The organism is Micromonospora sp. NPDC049044 (assembly GCF_040649215.1).
GTDB lineage: Bacteria > Actinomycetota > Actinomycetes > Mycobacteriales > Micromonosporaceae > Micromonospora.
Genome location: NZ_JBEZFA010000039.1, coordinates 17,614 through 33,023 on the forward strand (window position 1 = coordinate 17,614; position 15,410 = coordinate 33,023).

The following is a 15,410-nucleotide window of genomic DNA, read 5'->3' on the forward strand; positions in this document are numbered from 1 at the left end:
CTAGCCTCGGCTCACACTCATGACGGGCGGGAGGCGGTTTCGGTGGGCAGCGCAGGGGTGCCGGTGGTCGTCGGGCTCGACAACGGCGGCACCAGCAACAACGCCACAGTGCTGACGGTGGACGGCCGCTTCCTGGTGGACGGGCTGTTGGAGATCCCCAGCGAGGTGCGGTCCGGACCGGAGGCGGCGATCGAGGCGCTGGCCCGGGCGTTCGACGGCGCGCTGGCGCAGACCGGCGTGCCGCGTGAGCTGGTCCGGGCGGTGGGCCTCGACACTCCCGGCCCGGCCAGCGCCGACGGCGTCATCTCGTCGCGGGGTTCCACGAACTTCTCCCAGCCGGCGTGGCGGGGCTTCGACGTGCGGGGCGCGTTGCAGCGCCGGCTCGGCCTGCCGGTGATCTACCACAACGACGGCAACGCCGCCGCGCTCTACGCCCACCACGTGCACTTCGGCGACGACGCGATGAACCGCTCGTCGGTCTCCGCGATCGTCGGCACCGGTCTCGGCGGCGGTGTGGTCGAGAGCGGCCGGGTGATCGCCGGCGCCGCCGGGATGGCCGGGGAGCTTGGTCACGTGCACATCCCGCTGGGCGGGCTGATCGGCCCGGGGCAGTCGGAGCCCACCTGCGCCTGCGGCTTCACCGGGGACGTGGAGAGCATCGCCTCGCTTACCGGCATCGAACGCAACCTGCTGCCGTACTGGTTGACCCGCTATCCCGACCACCCGCTCGCGGCCGAGCCGGTGGCCCGCGCGGCGAAGTTGGTCCGGGGGTACGGCGAGCGGGGGGACGCCCTCGCGCGGGACCTCTTCACCCAGCAGGCGATGGCGCTGGGCCGGCTGTTCACCCTCGCGGCCAACTTCACCGATCCGCACGCCTACTTCGTCGGCGGTGGGGTGGTGGAGGCGGCGGCGGAGTTCCGCGACTGGTTCCTGGCGACGGTCCGCGAGCACACCGTGCTGCGCGAGGAGCAGGCGGCGGTCGCCACCTTCGCCCTGGTGCCGGAGCGGGACATGGCCGGTGCCCGGGGCGTGGCGATCGCGGCGTTGGAGACGCTGCGTGCCGTCCCGGAGCCCCGACCGCTTGTCGCCTGAGGTCAGGCCCGCGCGGCTGTCGCGCCGTCATCAGGACCGTCTCGGGCGGTGACCATCGGTCAGTGCCGTGGGTGCGGAAGCGGTGGTGAGCGGCACACCTCGGGGCCATTGTTCGTACCTCCGAGGCATACCGCTCACCAGCACACCGGCCCGGTGGGCAGCCACCGTGGCTGGCCCTTGCCGGTCAGCTCAGCGGCTCGGCCGCCCGGTCACCGCAGGGGTGGTGCCTGGGCGAAGGCGGCCCAGGCGGCCGGCGGGAACAGCAGCGCCGGCCCGGACGGGTCCTTGGAGTCGCGGACGGCCACCAGCCGCGCGATGGCGGCCACCTCCACGCAGGCGCCCTCGTCGCCGCTGCGGCTGCTCTTGCGCCACGCCGCCGCGGCCATGGCCGCTGTGATCGTCGGTGTCATCGGTCTTACCGTCCCTTCAGGGCTGTCAGGAGCATTCCGCGGCTGTCGGCCGGGCTGAGCGCCACGCTTCGGAGATGCTCCATGATCTTGGTGCAGGTCCGCGTCTCGCCGGCGCGGTCGAGGATCATCTGACCGGCGACGGTCTCCACCGAGGCGATGATCGGATCCTCGGGATCGGCGAACTCGAGGATGTGCAACGAGCCTCGGGTGCCCCGGTGGTAGCCGGCGGAGAGCGGGATCACCTGAACGGTGATGTTCGGCAACTCGGCCATCTTGACCAGGTGCCGCAGTTGGCCGTCCATCACCGACTGGTCGCCGACCGGGCGCAACAGCGCGCCCTCGTCGATGATCGCGTCGAGGATGGGCGGGGATTCGCCGGTGAGCCGTTGTTGCCGATCTAGTCGGATCTTGACCCGCTGCTCCACCAGGTCGTCGCCGAGGGTGTGCGGGCCGCCGCGCATCACGCCACGGATGTAGTCGGCGGTCTGGAGCAGACCGGGCACCACCGAGGGCTCGAAGTTGGCGATGGCGGTCGCCTCGGCCTCCAGCGCGATGAAGTCGATGGTGCGCGGATCCAGCAGGTACGAGTACGACACCCACCAGCCCGGCTTGCGGGCGTCCTTGGCGAGCTGCACCGCCGCCGCCACCTCCTCGGCACTTACCCCGTACGACGTGAGCAGCGCGCGCACGGTGGCCGGGGTGATCAGGGTCTGGGCGTTCTCGTACCGGGAGAGGGTGCTGCGGGTGCTGTTGATCTCATCCGCGGCGGTTTCCAGCGTCAGGCCGGCCGCCTCCCGGTGGTGGCGCAGGGCGATGCCGAGCCGGCGGGCACGGGCTGTCTTCGGGGCCATACATCGATGGTCGCACACATCTCTGGGAACGTCTGCATGAGAGAACGTCGATGAGAGTTGCATTCACGGCTGTGAACGTGTCAATCTGTTAGCGCGTCCTCACCGCCGGTTGTCGTGGCGACGGTGGTGGTGAGCGACCGGAGGGATGGGGCGCGCGGCGATCGGGTTTCTCCCCCGTGCCCGATCGTCGCGTGCCGCGCCATCCCGCCCGCCGGAAGGAGGCGACGACGTGCGTACCGGTCCGGAGCCCTGCGCTGCACAACCGGTCGGTCCCCGGTGACCCGCTTCCTGGTGGTGCTCACCGACGTGCGTCCGGTCGAGGGTGTCGACCGCGACGAGCGGACCGTGCCCGAGCGGCGACGGCAGGTGGTCGGCGCCAACACCCGGGAGGCCGCCGACCGGATCGCCGGAGCGTTCATGGCGCTCGGCATGGTGCGCGCAGGTCGGCAACGGGTGAAGGTCATCGCGGTCGGCCGTCGGCACGCTCGGGACTGATCCCGCACCGGCTGCCCGTCCCTCACGTGGCAATAGTCCCGTCACGCACCGTATATCCTCTGATGACCGATCGACGTGTCGCGCCGCGGCTCGCCGGGTATCGCCTCGCCCCGTGGCCACGCACAGTAAGGTCAACCGGGTGAGCGCCACCGGCGAGCACGACCAGCCGCAGTCGCGTACGAAGAGGTGACCGGAGTGACCACCCCAGGCAAAACCCGTGTGGCGATCGTCTTCGGCGGCCGCAGCCCGGAACACGGCATCTCCTGCGTCAGCGCCGGCAGCGTGTTCGGCGCACTCGACCCGGACGAGTTCGAGGTGGTGCCCGTCGGCATCACCCGGGCCGGCCAGTGGGTGCTGACCAGCGGAGACCCGGCCCAGCTCGCGATCGAGGCCCGGCAGCTGCCGGAGATCACCGCCGACTCCGGCGACGACGTCGTGCTGCGCGCCGACCCCACCGGTAACGGTCTGATGGTGCTCGACCCGACCGAGGGGCCCCGGGTGCTTGCCGACGTCGACGTGGTCTTCCCGGTGCTGCACGGCGCGTACGGCGAGGACGGCACCATCCAGGGAATGCTGGAGATGGCCGGCATCCCCTACGTCGGGGCGAACGTCTTCGCCTCCGCCGCCGCCATGGACAAGGAGTTCACCAAGAAGCTCTGCGCCGTCGAGGGCATTCCGGTCGGCACGTACGCCGTGCTGCGCAACGGGATGACCCTCAGCGAGCAGGACAAGGAGCGGCTCGGCCTGCCGGTCTTCGTCAAGCCGTCCCGGGCCGGGTCGTCGTTCGGCGTCAGCAAGGTCACCGACTGGGCCGACCTGGACGCCGCTGTCGCCGCCGCCCGGCAGTTCGACCCGAAGGTCATCATCGAGGCCGCGATCGTCGGCCGCGAGATCGAGTGCGGCGTGCTGGAGGGTGAGGCCGGCGGCACGCCCGAGGCGTCCGTCCTGGCCGAGGTGCGGGTCGTCGCGGACCACGACTTCTACGACTTCGAGGCCAAGTACCTCGACGACTCCTGCGAGTACGACCTGCCGGCCAACCTGCCCGAGCGGGTGACCCGCCAGGTGCAGGAGTACGCGGTTCGCGCGTTCACCGCGCTTGACTGCGCCGGTCTGGCCCGGGCCGACTTCTTCGTCACCCCCGAGCTGGACGTCTATCTCAACGAGATCAACACGATGCCCGGGTTCACCCCGACGTCGATGTTCCCCCGGATGTGGGCGGCCTCCGGCCTGGAGTACCCGAAGCTTGTCAACCGGCTGATCCGGACCGCCCAACGGCGCGGCGTCGGCCTGCACTGAGCCACCCGGTCCCCCCGCGCGGTTCAGTCGGCGTGGGGGGCCAGCTCAGCGTTGGCAGCCGGACGGGATGGCACCGCCGGAGGGCACGCTCGCCACTATCGTGCTGGAGATCGACGGCACCCACTGCAACGGCTGCGCGTACGCCCGCGGGACCCGCACCTCGATCGACGTCTCCCGGTCGACAGTGGTGAGCACCGTCTGCTCGCCCTGCTCGGCCAGGTGCCAGCAGACCCGGTTGACCGTCCAGACCTCGTCGGTGGCGGGGAAGGTCGGCTCGGTGCCGCCGCAGGCCACTGTGAGCGCGGGGTCGCCGTACGCCGCGTTCTGCTCCGGGCCGGCGGTGACCGGCCGCTGGGCCAGGTCGCGGATGCTCGTCGGCAGCTGGGAGAGCAGGGCCCGGCAGACAGTGGCCGGGCGGGCGGCCAGCGCCGGGGCGGCCATCTCCACCGGGGCGGTGGACTGCACCCGGGCGGTGGTCGCGGACGGCGACGGCGCGGCGGCCGGCGCGTCCGGGGTGAGTTTGGTGAAGGCCAACACGGCCACCAGCAGCGTGATCGGCAGCGCGATCAACGTGGCCAGCAGGGCGGCACCGCGGATGGTCCGGTCCCGTCCGGCCGGCGCGGCGGCGGCCGGGTCGGCCGCCGCACCGATACCGTCAGCCGGCTCAGGTGTCGCGTCGGACCCGTCGCGCGCCCCGTCGTCGTTCAGAGCAGCGGAGGAGTTCGTCATCTCGTCCACCTACAGCCGCACCACCGAACAGGTGAGGGTGCGGGTGATGCCGGGCACCATCTGCACCTTGCTGACAATGAGTTTGCCGAGTTCGTCGACGGTGTTCGCCTCGGTGAGGACGACCACGTCGTACGGCCCGGTGACGGCGTCGACGCGCACCACGCCGGCGAGGTCCGCGATGAGACCCGCCACGTCACGTGCCCGGCCCACCTCGGTCTGGATGAGGATGTACGCCTGTACCACGACTAGACCTCCGTCCGTCGCCGCCCGGGAGCGGCCCGAAGGGTGAAACTACCTTACGGACCAGGTCTGATCCCTATCGGTGGTCAAGGAGCAGCGGTGAGCGAGAACGGCGGAGCCGGGCAGCACGGGCGGAACGCCGGCGGCGGTGCCAGCGTGTCCGGGATCGGGGAGTTCGGGCTGATCGGGAGGATCACCGCCCGGCTCACCTACGGACCGGCGACCCTGCTCGGTCCGGGCGACGACGCGGCGGTGGTGGCCGCGCCGGACGGACGGGTGGCGGCCTCCACCGACGTGCTCGTCGACGGACGGCACTTCCGGCGGGACTGGTCCTCCGCCCGCGACGTCGGGCACCGGGCGGCGGCGGCCAACCTGGCCGACATCGCGGCGATGGGAGCCACGCCGACCGCCCTGCTGGTCGCCCTCTGCATGCCGGCGGACCTGGACACCGGCTGGGCGGAGGAGTTGGCCGACGGGCTCTCCGCCGAGGCGGCCACTGTCGGCGCGAGCGTCGTCGGCGGCGACATGTCGGCAAGTCCCACCCTTACCGTCGCGGTCACCGCGATCGGCGACCTCGCGGGCCGCCCGCCGGTGCTGCGCTCCGGTGCCCGACCGGGGGACGTGCTGGCCCTGGCCGGGCGCACCGGGTACGCGGCAGCCGGGCTCACAGTGCTCACCCGGGGCTTCCGCACTCCCCGGCTACTCGTCGAGGCGTACCGTCGGCCGCAGGTGCCCTATCCGGCCGGCCCGCAGGCCGCCCGGCTCGGCGCCACCTCGATGATCGACGTGTCGGACGGCCTGCTCGCCGACCTCGGGCACGTCTCGGCGGCCAGCGGCGTCGCGATCGACGTACGCCGCGACGCGTTCGAGGTGCCCCGGCAGATGGCCGACGCGGCGCGGGCGCTCGGCGTCGACCCGTACACCTGGATCCTCGCCGGTGGCGACGACCACGCGCTGGCCGCGACGTTCCCGCCCGCTGTGGTGTTGCCGCCGGACTGGCGGCCGATCGGGATGGTCACGGACGGTAGCGGTGTGACTGTCGACGGCGCACCCCACGACGGCCCTGCCGGCTGGGACCACTTCCGGTGAGGCCCGGAGCCGGTCGTATTGTGGATACCGTGAGTGAGATTGAGATCCGAGCCGTGCGGTTCGACGCACCGGTGGCGCAGCGGTTGATCCAGGCCGCCCTTGCCGACCTCGCCGCCCGCTACGGTGGCTCCGGCGACGACACCCCGGTCGACGCTACCGAGTTCGAGCCGCCCGACGGCGCGTTCCTCGTCGCCTATCTGGCCGGCGAGCCGGTCGGCTGCGGTGGCTGGCGCAGCCACGGCACGGACTGCGCGGAGCTGAAGCGGATGTACACGACCCCGGCGGCACGTGGGCGGGGCGTGGCCCGTGCCGTGCTGGCGGCCGTCGAGCGTTCGGCCCGCGAGCACTGCCGCAAGCGGGTGGTCCTGGAGTGCGGCGACAAGCAGCCCGAGGCGATCGCCATGTACGGCTCCGCCGGTTACGAGCGGATCCCGAACTTCGGCTTCTACAAGGACGCGGAGGGCTGCGTCTCGTTCGGCCGTACGCTCTGACCGGCTACGGGTTGGTGCGCGCACGACAGAGCCGGCGGACCCGGAGGTCCGCCGGCTGAGTCGTACGAGAAGGTGGGTGCCGCCGCGTCAGGCGCGGGTGACCTTGCCGGCCTTGATGCACGAGGTGCAGACCTGCAGCTTCTTGGTGTTGCCGCCACCGGCCGGGGTGCGCACCGACTGGATGTTCGGGTTCCAGCGGCGGTTGGTCTTCTTCTTGGACCAGGGCACGTTGTGGCCGAAGCCCGGCCCCTTGCCACAGACGTCGCACACGCTAGCCACGGGATACTCCTGGGATTGAAACGTTCATGAGGTTGCCGGCCGAGGTGCTGCACGGGCAACCGCGTCAGCCTACCCGATGCCCCGCCGAGGTGACCAACCGCCCTGGCCCGGTGATCAGCCGCCCCTCCGCAGGTGGGTGGTGGGCGGCCGGCCAGGCGACGGCGGTGGTTCCGGCGGCAACTGTACCTGCCGGGCGGATCCCGTCCGTCGCGGCCGGGCGGGCGGGCCGGCCACGTGCGGCGCAACCGGACACGCCGGACGAGCCCGGCGCGTGTCGGTGCGCGCCAGTAGGCTTCTGGCCGTGCTGGACACCCTCGACGCCGCCGCGGTGCGCCGCTGGTGCGCGGGTGGGCTGGCCGCACTCAAGCGCCACCAGGGTGAGATCGACAGGCTCAACGTCTATCCGGTGCCCGACGGCGACACCGGCACCAACCTGGTGCTCACCCTCACCTCGGCCCAGCAGGCCCTCGCGATGGATCTGGACACTCTCCCCGACAGCGGGCCGACCGGGCACGGGCACGCGCTGCGGCTGATGGCCCAGGGTGCGCTGCTCGGCGCGCGGGGCAACTCCGGGGTCATCCTGTCGCAGATCCTGCGGGGGTTCGCCGACGAGGTCGCCGCGTCCCCGGCGGTGCGCGGCCGGGAGTTGGCCGCCGCGCTGCGGTGCGGCACCACCGCCGCGTACACAGCGGTTGCCCGGCCGGTCGAGGGCACAGTGCTCACCGTGGTCGCGGCGGCCGCCGCCGCGGCCGACCGGGCGGACAGCGACGACCTGGTGGCGGTGGCCCGGGTCGCGGCGCGGGCGGCGGCCGACGCGCTCACCCGCACCCCGGAGCAGTTGCCGGCGCTGGCCCGCGCGGGCGTGGTCGACGCCGGTGGGCGCGGGCTCTGCGTGCTGCTCGACGCCCTGGTCGAGGTGCTTACCGGGGAGAGCACCGGCCAGCCGGCACCCACCCCGCGCTCGGCCCGCCCGGCGGCCACCGCCGCCCGGGAGACCGGCTCCGAGGAGTACGCGTACGAGGTGCAGTTCCTGCTCGACGCGCGGGCCGAGGCGGTGGCCGGGATGCGCCAGGCACTGGACGCCCTGGGGGATTCGCTGGTCGTCGTCGGCGACGGTCGGGAGCCGGAGGGCACCTGGAACGTCCACGTGCACGTCAACGACGTGGGCGCGGCTGTCGAGGCGGGCGTCGCCGCCGGCCGCCCGTACCGGATCTCGGTCACCCGGTTCGCCGACCAACCCGAGACGCCCCGCGGCCCGGTGTCGGACGGCCGGGCCGCGGTGGTGGTCGCCACCGGCGGCGGCATCGCCGAGTTGTTCGCCGCGGAGGGCGCCACAGTGGTGCCGGGCAACCCGTCCACCGGTGAGTTGCTCGACGCGATCCGCGGCACCGGCGCGGCCCGGGTGGTGGTCCTGCCCAACGACGCCAACACCGGGGCGGTGGCGGGCGCGGCAGCCCGGGAGGCCCGTCGGCACGGCATCAGGGTGAGCGTGGTGCCGACCCGATCGCCGGTGCAGGCGCTTGCCGCCCTCGCGGTCCGCGACGGCGACCGCCGCTTCGAGGACGACGTGATCGCGATGGCCGAGGCCGCCGGCGCCTGCCGGTACGCCGAGGTCTGTCACGCCAGCCGGGAGGCGCTCACCGTGGCCGGCCCGTGCCGTCCGGGCGATGTGCTGGCGCTCGTCGAGGGGGAGGTGCACCTGATCGGCACCGACCTCACCGAGACCTGCGCCGCGGTGGTCGACCGGATGCTCGGCGGCGGTGGTGAGATGGTCACCCTGCTGTCCGGGGTGGACGCCCCGGCCGGGCTCACCGATGCCGTCCGCGCGCACGTCGCGCGACGGTGGCCGTTCGTCGAGGTGCACGCGTACCCGGGCGGCCAGCCGTTTTATCCGCTCCTGGTAGGGATCGAATGAGCGAACCAGCCACCGTCGACACCGCGCTGAAGAAGCTGGTCGGGGACAAGACAGCCAAGGCACTGGCCGCGCACCTCGACCTGCACACAGCGGGTGACCTGGTCTACCACTTCCCGCGGCGTTACGACGAGCGGGGCGAGCACACCGACATCCGTTCGCTCGACGTCGGCGAGCAGGTCACCGTGCTGGCTCAGGTGCAGCGCACCGCCGTGCGCCCGATGCGGCAGCGACGGGGCAACCTGCTGGAGGTGACAGTCGGCGACGGCTCAGGTGGGCTGCTGACGCTTACCTTCTTCGGCAACCAGGCGTGGCGCGAGCGGGAGCTGCGCCCCGGCCGGTGGGGGCTGTTCGCCGGCAAGGTCACCGAGTTCCGGGGCAAACGGCAGCTCAACGGCCCGGAGTACGTCCTGCTCGGCGAGGGTGGTGACGGCGAGGCGGCGGCCAACGACGAGATCGAGGAGTTCGCCGGTGCGCTGATCCCGGTCTACCCGGCCGCCGCGGCAGTGCCGACCTGGGTGATCGCGCGTTGTGTGCGGGTCGTGCTCGACACGTTCACCCCGCCCGACGATCCGCTGCCGGATGACGTGCGGGCCAGCCGCAAGCTGGTCGGGCTGGGCACCGCGTTGACCGAGATCCACCGGCCGACCAGCAAGGAGGCGCTGTACCGGGCGCGGCGGCGGCTCAAGTGGGACGAGGCGTTCGCCGTCCAGCTGACGCTCGTGCAGCGCAAGCACCGGGCGGCCGACTGGCCGGCCCGGCCCCGCCCGCCCCGCCCCGGCGGGCTGCTCGACGCCTTCGACGCCCGACTGCCGTACGAGCTGACGGCGGGTCAACGCGACGTCGGCGTGGAGATCGCCGGGGATCTGGCCACCCCGCACCCGATGCACAGGTTGTTGCAGGGTGAGGTGGGTTCGGGCAAGACGGTGGTGGCGTTGCGGGCGATGCTCCAGGTGGTCGACGCGGGTGGGCAGGCCGCGCTGCTGGCACCCACCGAGGTGCTGGCCGCCCAGCACCACCGTGGCATGCTCGACCTGCTCGGGCCGCTCGGGCGGGCCGGTGAGCTGGGGTCCGCCGAGCACGCCACCCGGGTCGAGCTGGTCACCGGCTCGCTGGGTGCGGCGGCGCGGCGGCGGGCGCTCGGCGAGGTGGCCAGCGGTGCCGCCGGCATCGTGCTCGGCACCCACGCCCTGCTCTACGAGGGCGTCGACTTCGCCGACCTCGGCCTGGTCGTCGTCGACGAGCAGCACCGCTTCGGCGTCGAGCAACGCGACGCGCTGCGAGCCAAGGCCGACCAGCCGCCGCACACGCTTGTCATGACGGCCACCCCGATCCCGCGCACTGTGGCGATGACCGTCTACGGCGACCTGGAGGTCTCCACCCTCTCCCAACTGCCCCGGGGGCGGTCACCGATCGCCTCGCACGTGGTGCCCGCCGCCGAGAAACCGGCCTACCTGGACCGGGCCTGGCGTCGACTGCGTGAGGAGGTGACCGCCGGCCACCAGGCGTACGTGGTGTGTCCCCGGATCGGTGACGGTCCCACGTCCGACGAGGAGCCGCCACCCGAGGACGACAACGGTCGACGCCCACCGCTGGCGGTGACCGAGGTGGCCCCGCTGCTGGCCGAGGGGCCGTTGCACGGGCTGCGGATCGGCGTGCTGCACGGTCGCCTGCCGGCCGACGAGAAGGACGCGGTGATGCGTTCCTTCGCCGCCGGTGACCTGGACGTGCTGGTGGCGACCACGGTGATCGAGGTCGGCGTCGACGTGCCGAACGCCACGGTGATGATCGTGCTGGACGCCGACCGGTTCGGTGTCTCCCAACTGCACCAGTTGCGGGGCCGGGTCGGCCGGGGCGCGGCCGCCGGGCTGTGCCTGCTGGTTAGCGAGGCCGCCGAGGGCTCGTCGGCACGGGAGCGGCTCGACGCGGTCGCGTCCACCAGCGACGGTTTCAAGCTCGCCGAGCTGGATCTGGAGCAGCGCCGCGAGGGCGACGTGCTGGGTGCCACCCAGTCCGGGCACCGCTCCCATCTGCGCCTGCTGTCGCTGCGCCGCGACGCGGACCTGATCCGCGACGCCCGCGCCGAGGCGATCACCCTGATCGAGCAGGACCCGGACCTGAGCGGCAACCCGGCGCTGGCCGCCTCGGTCGCCGCGCTCGTCGACGAGGACCGCGCCGAATACCTGGAGAAGGGCTGAGGCGTCCGCCACCCGTGGCTGTGCCCCGGTGACGAGGTGGGTTGGGCGACGGCGAGTTCGTCGCGGGCCTTCCCGTTGACCTGGTGACCGGCAGGTGTCCACCCGCAATGGCTGAGGGCGCGTCGACCAGATGGTCGACGCGCCCTCAGTTGTCAGCTAGAGCGTGTTGTCTCAGGCGGTGAAGCGAACCTTACGACGACGCGCCATCACGAACAGGACAGCACCAGCGGCGAGCAGCACCGCGGCGCCGGCGATGATCCCGCCGGTCGCGGCACCGGTCAGCGGCAGCGCCGGCCCGTCGTTGTCGCCGCCACCCTGGCCCGGGGTGCACTCGGCCGGCTTGACCCACTTGACAGCGTCGGCCGGGTCGGCCTGCTCACCCTCGACGCTCGGGGTGACGGTCAGGCCCTCGTACGCCTCGAAGGAAACCTCGGTCTTCTTGCCCGGGACCAGCTCGAGCTTCTTGACGACGTTCTTCTCCGAGGTCAGCACGACGGTCTCGGTGACGCCGTCGGCCGGGTTGTCGGCGGTGATGACAAGCGCGTCACAGTCGAAGACGATCTCGAACACCGGAGCGTTGGGCTCCTCCGGCACCAGCGGGCCGGTCGGCTCGCTCGGCTGCGTGGTCGGCACCGGGCTGGTCGGGACCGGAGTGGTCGGGACCGGAGTGGTCGGCGTCGCGCTCGGGGTCGCAGACGGGGTCGCGCTCGCGCTCGGGGTCGCGCTCGGCGTCACTGTCGGCGTGGGGGTGGGCTTCGTCGGCGTCGGCGTCGGCGTGGCCGTCGGCGGCGTGGTGCAGTTCTTGCTCAGCTTCGCGGTGCCGGAAGCGGTGTTGGTGATCAGCTTGCCGTTGCGGATCCACTTGGCGGTGACCTTCAGCTCGAGGGCCTTGCCCTTGGTGGTGAGCTGAGTGCCGGAAACCTTGCCGTTGGCGGCAATCTTGGTGCCCTTGGCGATGCCGTTGATGGTGGTGCCGGAGGGGGTCCACACCTCGGTGATGGTGGCTTCGAGGTCGCGCTCGCTGTTCTCCACCTTCCACTCGACGCGGTGCACGCCGTTAGTGGTCAGGCAGGCGGTGCCGCTGATGGTCGTGTGGTGCGCGAGTGCCGGACCGGCGAAGGTCGCTGCGCCGGTGAGGCCGATCAGCGCGCCTGCGGCGATGGCCGCGACGCGCCGCATCGGAGACTTGGGGAGGTTCAACGCCTGCTCCTGGTGAGGGGGGTACGGATCGCGGCGGGAGGTCGGGAGGCGGGGCGACCGGGTGGGTCGTCTGCTCACCGGGACGTCCGCGACGCGGGGGCGTTCCCGCGCGAAGCGGGGACAGACGGTGACTGTACTGACCGGTCATCAATGAGGGGAGTCCTCATCATTACCTAAGGGCAATGTAGTGAATTCGTGATCTTTGATGAACGGAAGGTGCTCGACTGATCACTGAGGACGTGTAGCGTCGATGACCGATGGGTGGATCCGCAATGGACCGAACGGCGGCGAGGGAGGTCAGGGGCATTTCAGGTGCGGCCGACGACGTCAAGACCTCACCTGGGGCGCTGCCCGGCCCTCGCGATACCGGCGGTGTCGGTCGTGGTTGGCGTCGACTCGCGTAGCGTCGCGGGCATGAGCAGGAGGAGACGGTGACCCGGATCGTGGCCGGGACGCTCGGCGGGCGGCGGATCGCCGCGCCGGCCGGCGCCGGCACCCGACCCACGTCCGACCGGGTCCGGGAGGCGCTGTTCAGCGCCGTCCAGGCCGAGGTCGACCTCGACGGCACCCGCTTCGCCGACCTGTACGCGGGCTCGGGCGCGGTCGGGCTGGAGGCGCTCTCCCGGGGCGCCCGGCACGTCCTGCTCGTCGAGTCCGACCCCCGGGCGGCCCGGGTGATCCGGGAGAACGTGGCAACCCTGCGCGTCGGCCCGGCCGTTCGTCTGGTCGCCGGGAAGGTGGCGACAGTGCTGGCCGCCGGTCCGGACGGCGGGCCGTACGACGTGGTCTTCGCCGACCCGCCGTACGCGGTGCCGGACGCGGAGATCACCGCGCTGCTGACGACGCTTGTCGATGGTGGCTGGCTGGTGCCCGACGCGCTGGTGGTGGTGGAGCGGTCCAGCCGCACCAGGCAGTTCGACTGGGTGGAGGGGATCACCCCGGACCGCAGTCGCCGGTACGGCGAGACCACCCTTTGGTACGGTCGCCGATCATGAGACGTGCGGTCTGCCCCGGTTCGTTCGACCCGGTCACCAACGGACACCTCGACATCATCGGGCGGGCCAGTCGGCTCTTCGACGAGGTGGTGGTCGGCGTCCTGGTGAACCAGTCGAAGAGTGGTCTGTTCACCGTCGAGGAGCGGATCGACATGCTCCGCGAGGTGACCTCGTCGTACGGGAACGTGCGGGTCGAGTCGTTCCGTGGGTTGCTTGTCGACTTCTGCCGGGCCCAGCAGGCGAGTGTGCTGATCAAGGGCCTGCGGGCGGTGAGCGACTTCGACTACGAGTTGCAGATGGCGCAGATGAACATCGGTCTGGCCGGCGTCGAGACGCTGTTCATGCCGACCAACCCGCTCTACTCGTTCCTCTCCTCCAGCCTGGTGAAGGACGTGGCGAAGTGGGGCGGCGACATCTCCGCCCACGTGCCGGACCCGGTCCGCGAGGCCCTGCAGGCTCGGCTGCGCCCCCGCCCCTGACCGCTGCACCCGGCCGAGCCGGCACCGCTTGTTGCTCAGGCACCCCTTTTGCGGAAGATTGTCGGGCGGTGTGGCGGCGGGTGACGATGTCGCGACGCGCCGGGTTGGGGCGGATGGGGCCCGGGTGGGTCGAGCACGACATGATTGGTGACGCGGGGAACGGCCGTAGCCCGCATCATGGAGGTCGGCCGAGGAACGACAGGAGTGAGGTACCGGTGGACCCGCTCGATCGCATCGACGAACTGATCGCCATGGTGGAGCAGGCCCGCTCCGTCCCGATGTCGCGTAACAACTGCATGGTCGACCGGGGTGAGATGATCGCCGCCCTCGACGAGATGCGTGCTGATCTCCCTGCTGACCTGCGTCGCGCCGCCGCGCTCCTGGAGGAACGCGACAAGATCATGGACGCCGGCAAGCGCGAGGCGGACCGGATCATCAGTGAGGGTGAGGCAGAACACGCCCGCCTGGTCTCGGTGAACGAGATCACCGTGTCGGCCGAGCACGAGGGCGCGCGGATCATCGCCGAGGCCCGGGCCGAGGCCCAGCGCCTGAGGGAGGAGGTCGACGACTACGTCGACACCGCGCTCGCCAACTTCGAGCAGTTCCTCACCCGGGCCCTGGCCTCGATAGAGCGGGGCCGGGACAAGATGCACGCGCTGCGGGAGATCGGCACCTTCGGTGGGGATGAGGCGGAACGCCCGCTACCCTTCTGAGCGGCACCTCACCAGCCGACATTCTCGCTCGGGTGTCGCCCCCGGTTCGACGGTCCGGGGGTCACCCAGGTAACCTTTTTTGTCGGCCTCTCACCGGCCGGAGTCTGACTATGCCCAAGCACTCGCCATCAACACTCAACCCCAGGTCGCCGCTGGTCCTCGACACGAGGGACCTGCCGCGCCGCCCTGGCGCGTTGCGTGAGGTCCAGCGGGTCGTGCCGGCACCGGCGGACCTCGGTGTGGAGTTGATCGGCGTGCCGGAGGGCGCGGACCTCGACCTCGATCTGAGGTTGCAGTCGGTGTCCGAGGGCGTGCTCGTCTCCGGGACCATCACCGGTCCCGTCCGGGGTGAGTGCGGCCGTTGCCTGCGCGAGATCAACGACTCGATGGGCGTGACGATCCAGGAGCTGTACGCGTACGAGGACAGCACCACGGACGCCACGACCGACGAGGACGAGGTGGGCCGGATGCAGGGCGATCTGATCGACCTGGAGCCGGCGCTGCGGGACGCGTTGGTGCTCACGCTGCCGACCAACCCGCTCTGCCGGGAGGACTGCCCAGGGTTGTGCCCCGAATGCGGGACACACTGGGACGATCTGCCGGCCGACCACAGTCACCAGCAGATCGACCCGCGTTGGGCGGGCCTGTCGCAACTGACCGTTACAGAGGAGTAAGAACCGTGGCCGTCCCGAAGCGCAAGATGTCGCGCAGCAACACCCGGTCCCGCCGGGCGAACTGGAAGGCGACAGTGGTCGCGACCGTCGCGTGCCCGCAGTGCAAGTCCCCGAAGCTGCCGCACGCCGCCTGCTCCGTCTGCGGCACCTACAACGGCCGCCAGGTTCTCGAGGTCTGACCTGGACGCCGAGTGACGCCCCCGACCCCAGGTCGGGCGGCGCGCGCACCCTGGCATTCGCCCGGTGCCCCGGCTTCCGCCGACGCTG

At 71.8% G+C, this 15,410-nt stretch carries 18 protein-coding genes; 12 read left to right on the plus strand and 6 right to left on the minus strand.

The genetic code is table 11. From position 1 onward, the window contains the following. Positions 1 to 42: 42 nt before the first annotated feature. Positions 43 to 1,092, plus strand: a complete 1,050-nt coding sequence (locus tag AB0B85_RS26695; RefSeq protein ID WP_357411709.1) for an ROK family protein — start codon at positions 43 to 45, stop codon at positions 1,090 to 1,092. A gap of 209 nt (positions 1,093 to 1,301) precedes the next feature. Here the strand turns inward: AB0B85_RS26695 and AB0B85_RS26700 are convergent, their stop codons facing one another. Together AB0B85_RS26700 and AB0B85_RS26705 are read right to left on the minus strand one after the other, a co-directional pair. Further along, positions 1,302 to 1,502: a DUF397 domain-containing protein gene (locus AB0B85_RS26700; protein ID WP_357411710.1), complete on the minus strand. Its 201-nt coding sequence runs from the start codon at positions 1,500 to 1,502 to the stop codon at positions 1,302 to 1,304. A 5-nt stretch (positions 1,503 to 1,507) separates the two neighbouring features. Then, complete coding sequence (locus AB0B85_RS26705; RefSeq protein WP_357411711.1) at positions 1,508 to 2,353, minus strand: helix-turn-helix transcriptional regulator; 846 nt, start codon at positions 2,351 to 2,353, stop codon at positions 1,508 to 1,510. Positions 2,354 to 2,629: 276 nt separating this feature from the next. On the opposite strand from AB0B85_RS26705, the gene AB0B85_RS26710 reads away from it, so the two are divergent. Continuing rightward, a complete protein-coding gene (locus AB0B85_RS26710; protein ID WP_357411712.1) occupies positions 2,630 to 2,848 on the plus strand; it encodes a hypothetical protein in 219 nt (72 codons plus the stop codon). A gap of 195 nt (positions 2,849 to 3,043) precedes the next feature. Beyond that, positions 3,044 to 4,144 carry a D-alanine--D-alanine ligase family protein gene (locus AB0B85_RS26715; protein WP_357411713.1) on the plus strand — a complete coding sequence of 367 codons (1,101 nt, stop codon included), beginning with the start codon at positions 3,044 to 3,046 and terminating at the stop codon, positions 4,142 to 4,144. Between the two features lie 45 nt (positions 4,145 to 4,189). Here AB0B85_RS26715 and AB0B85_RS26720 read toward each other — a convergent pair whose 3' ends face one another. Further along, positions 4,190 to 4,882 (minus strand): DUF3515 family protein, encoded by a 693-nt coding sequence (locus tag AB0B85_RS26720; protein ID WP_357411714.1) that lies wholly within the window; start codon positions 4,880 to 4,882, stop codon positions 4,190 to 4,192. Then, positions 4,883 to 5,116 (minus strand): Lrp/AsnC ligand binding domain-containing protein, encoded by a 234-nt coding sequence (locus tag AB0B85_RS26725; RefSeq protein ID WP_013284547.1) that lies wholly within the window; start codon positions 5,114 to 5,116, stop codon positions 4,883 to 4,885. 96 nt (positions 5,117 to 5,212) lie between these two features. Between AB0B85_RS26725 and AB0B85_RS26730 the strand changes: the two genes are divergently transcribed. Further along, entirely contained in the window at positions 5,213 to 6,202 is a 990-nt protein-coding gene (locus AB0B85_RS26730) for a thiamine-phosphate kinase (RefSeq protein ID WP_357411715.1), read from the plus strand. A gap of 29 nt (positions 6,203 to 6,231) precedes the next feature. Then, entirely contained in the window at positions 6,232 to 6,693 is a 462-nt protein-coding gene (locus AB0B85_RS26735) for a GNAT family N-acetyltransferase (RefSeq protein WP_357411716.1), read from the plus strand. 87 nt (positions 6,694 to 6,780) lie between these two features. On the opposite strand, the gene rpmB is transcribed toward AB0B85_RS26735, so the two are convergent. After that, positions 6,781 to 6,972 (minus strand): 50S ribosomal protein L28, encoded by a 192-nt coding sequence (gene rpmB, locus AB0B85_RS26740; protein WP_091671657.1) that lies wholly within the window; start codon positions 6,970 to 6,972, stop codon positions 6,781 to 6,783. A 301-nt stretch (positions 6,973 to 7,273) separates the two neighbouring features. Here rpmB and AB0B85_RS26745 point away from each other — a divergent pair, with 301 nt between their 5' ends. Beyond that, the gene (locus tag AB0B85_RS26745) at positions 7,274 to 8,887 is read left to right on the plus strand and encodes a DAK2 domain-containing protein (protein ID WP_357411717.1); all 1,614 of its coding nucleotides are present in this window, start codon (positions 7,274 to 7,276) and stop codon (positions 8,885 to 8,887) included. Continuing rightward, entirely contained in the window at positions 8,884 to 11,082 is a 2,199-nt protein-coding gene (gene recG / locus AB0B85_RS26750) for an ATP-dependent DNA helicase RecG (RefSeq protein WP_357411718.1), read from the plus strand. Before AB0B85_RS26745 ends, recG begins: the two co-directional genes overlap by 4 nt. A gap of 171 nt (positions 11,083 to 11,253) precedes the next feature. Here the strand turns inward: recG and AB0B85_RS26755 are convergent, their stop codons facing one another. After that, positions 11,254 to 12,282 carry an LPXTG cell wall anchor domain-containing protein gene (locus AB0B85_RS26755; protein ID WP_357411719.1) on the minus strand — a complete coding sequence of 343 codons (1,029 nt, stop codon included), beginning with the start codon at positions 12,280 to 12,282 and terminating at the stop codon, positions 11,254 to 11,256. A 431-nt stretch (positions 12,283 to 12,713) separates the two neighbouring features. Here AB0B85_RS26755 and rsmD point away from each other — a divergent pair, with 431 nt between their 5' ends. The 5 genes from rsmD (at position 12,714) to rpmF (ending at position 15,322) form a co-directional block, all read left to right on the plus strand. Then, positions 12,714 to 13,277 (plus strand): 16S rRNA (guanine(966)-N(2))-methyltransferase RsmD, encoded by a 564-nt coding sequence (gene rsmD / locus AB0B85_RS26760; protein ID WP_357411720.1) that lies wholly within the window; start codon positions 12,714 to 12,716, stop codon positions 13,275 to 13,277. Continuing rightward, positions 13,274 to 13,756: a pantetheine-phosphate adenylyltransferase gene (coaD, locus tag AB0B85_RS26765; RefSeq protein WP_357411721.1), complete on the plus strand. Its 483-nt coding sequence runs from the start codon at positions 13,274 to 13,276 to the stop codon at positions 13,754 to 13,756. Before rsmD ends, coaD begins: the two co-directional genes overlap by 4 nt. A 215-nt stretch (positions 13,757 to 13,971) precedes the next feature. Next, positions 13,972 to 14,469 carry a hypothetical protein gene (locus AB0B85_RS26770; RefSeq protein WP_234590503.1) on the plus strand — a complete coding sequence of 166 codons (498 nt, stop codon included), beginning with the start codon at positions 13,972 to 13,974 and terminating at the stop codon, positions 14,467 to 14,469. A gap of 110 nt (positions 14,470 to 14,579) precedes the next feature. Beyond that, positions 14,580 to 15,143, plus strand: a complete 564-nt coding sequence (locus tag AB0B85_RS26775) for a YceD family protein (protein WP_357411722.1) — start codon at positions 14,580 to 14,582, stop codon at positions 15,141 to 15,143. A 5-nt stretch (positions 15,144 to 15,148) separates the two neighbouring features. Continuing rightward, a complete protein-coding gene (rpmF, locus tag AB0B85_RS26780; protein WP_030335284.1) occupies positions 15,149 to 15,322 on the plus strand; it encodes a 50S ribosomal protein L32 in 174 nt (57 codons plus the stop codon). Positions 15,323 to 15,410 lie beyond the last annotated feature (88 nt).

Excerpts from the sequence above, each read along its gene's own strand:
- AB0B85_RS26700 (WP_357411710.1), bottom strand. The coding sequence starts at position 1,502 with ATGACACCGACGATCACAGCGGCCATGGCCGCGGCGGCGTGGCGCAAG.
- AB0B85_RS26705 (WP_357411711.1), bottom strand. The coding sequence starts at position 2,353 with ATGGCCCCGAAGACAGCCCGTGCCCGCCGGCTCGGCATCGCCCTGCGC.
- recG (WP_357411718.1), top strand. The coding sequence starts at position 8,884 with ATGAGCGAACCAGCCACCGTCGACACCGCGCTGAAGAAGCTGGTCGGG.
- coaD (WP_357411721.1), top strand. The coding sequence starts at position 13,274 with ATGAGACGTGCGGTCTGCCCCGGTTCGTTCGACCCGGTCACCAACGGA.
- AB0B85_RS26775 (WP_357411722.1), top strand. The coding sequence starts at position 14,580 with ATGCCCAAGCACTCGCCATCAACACTCAACCCCAGGTCGCCGCTGGTC.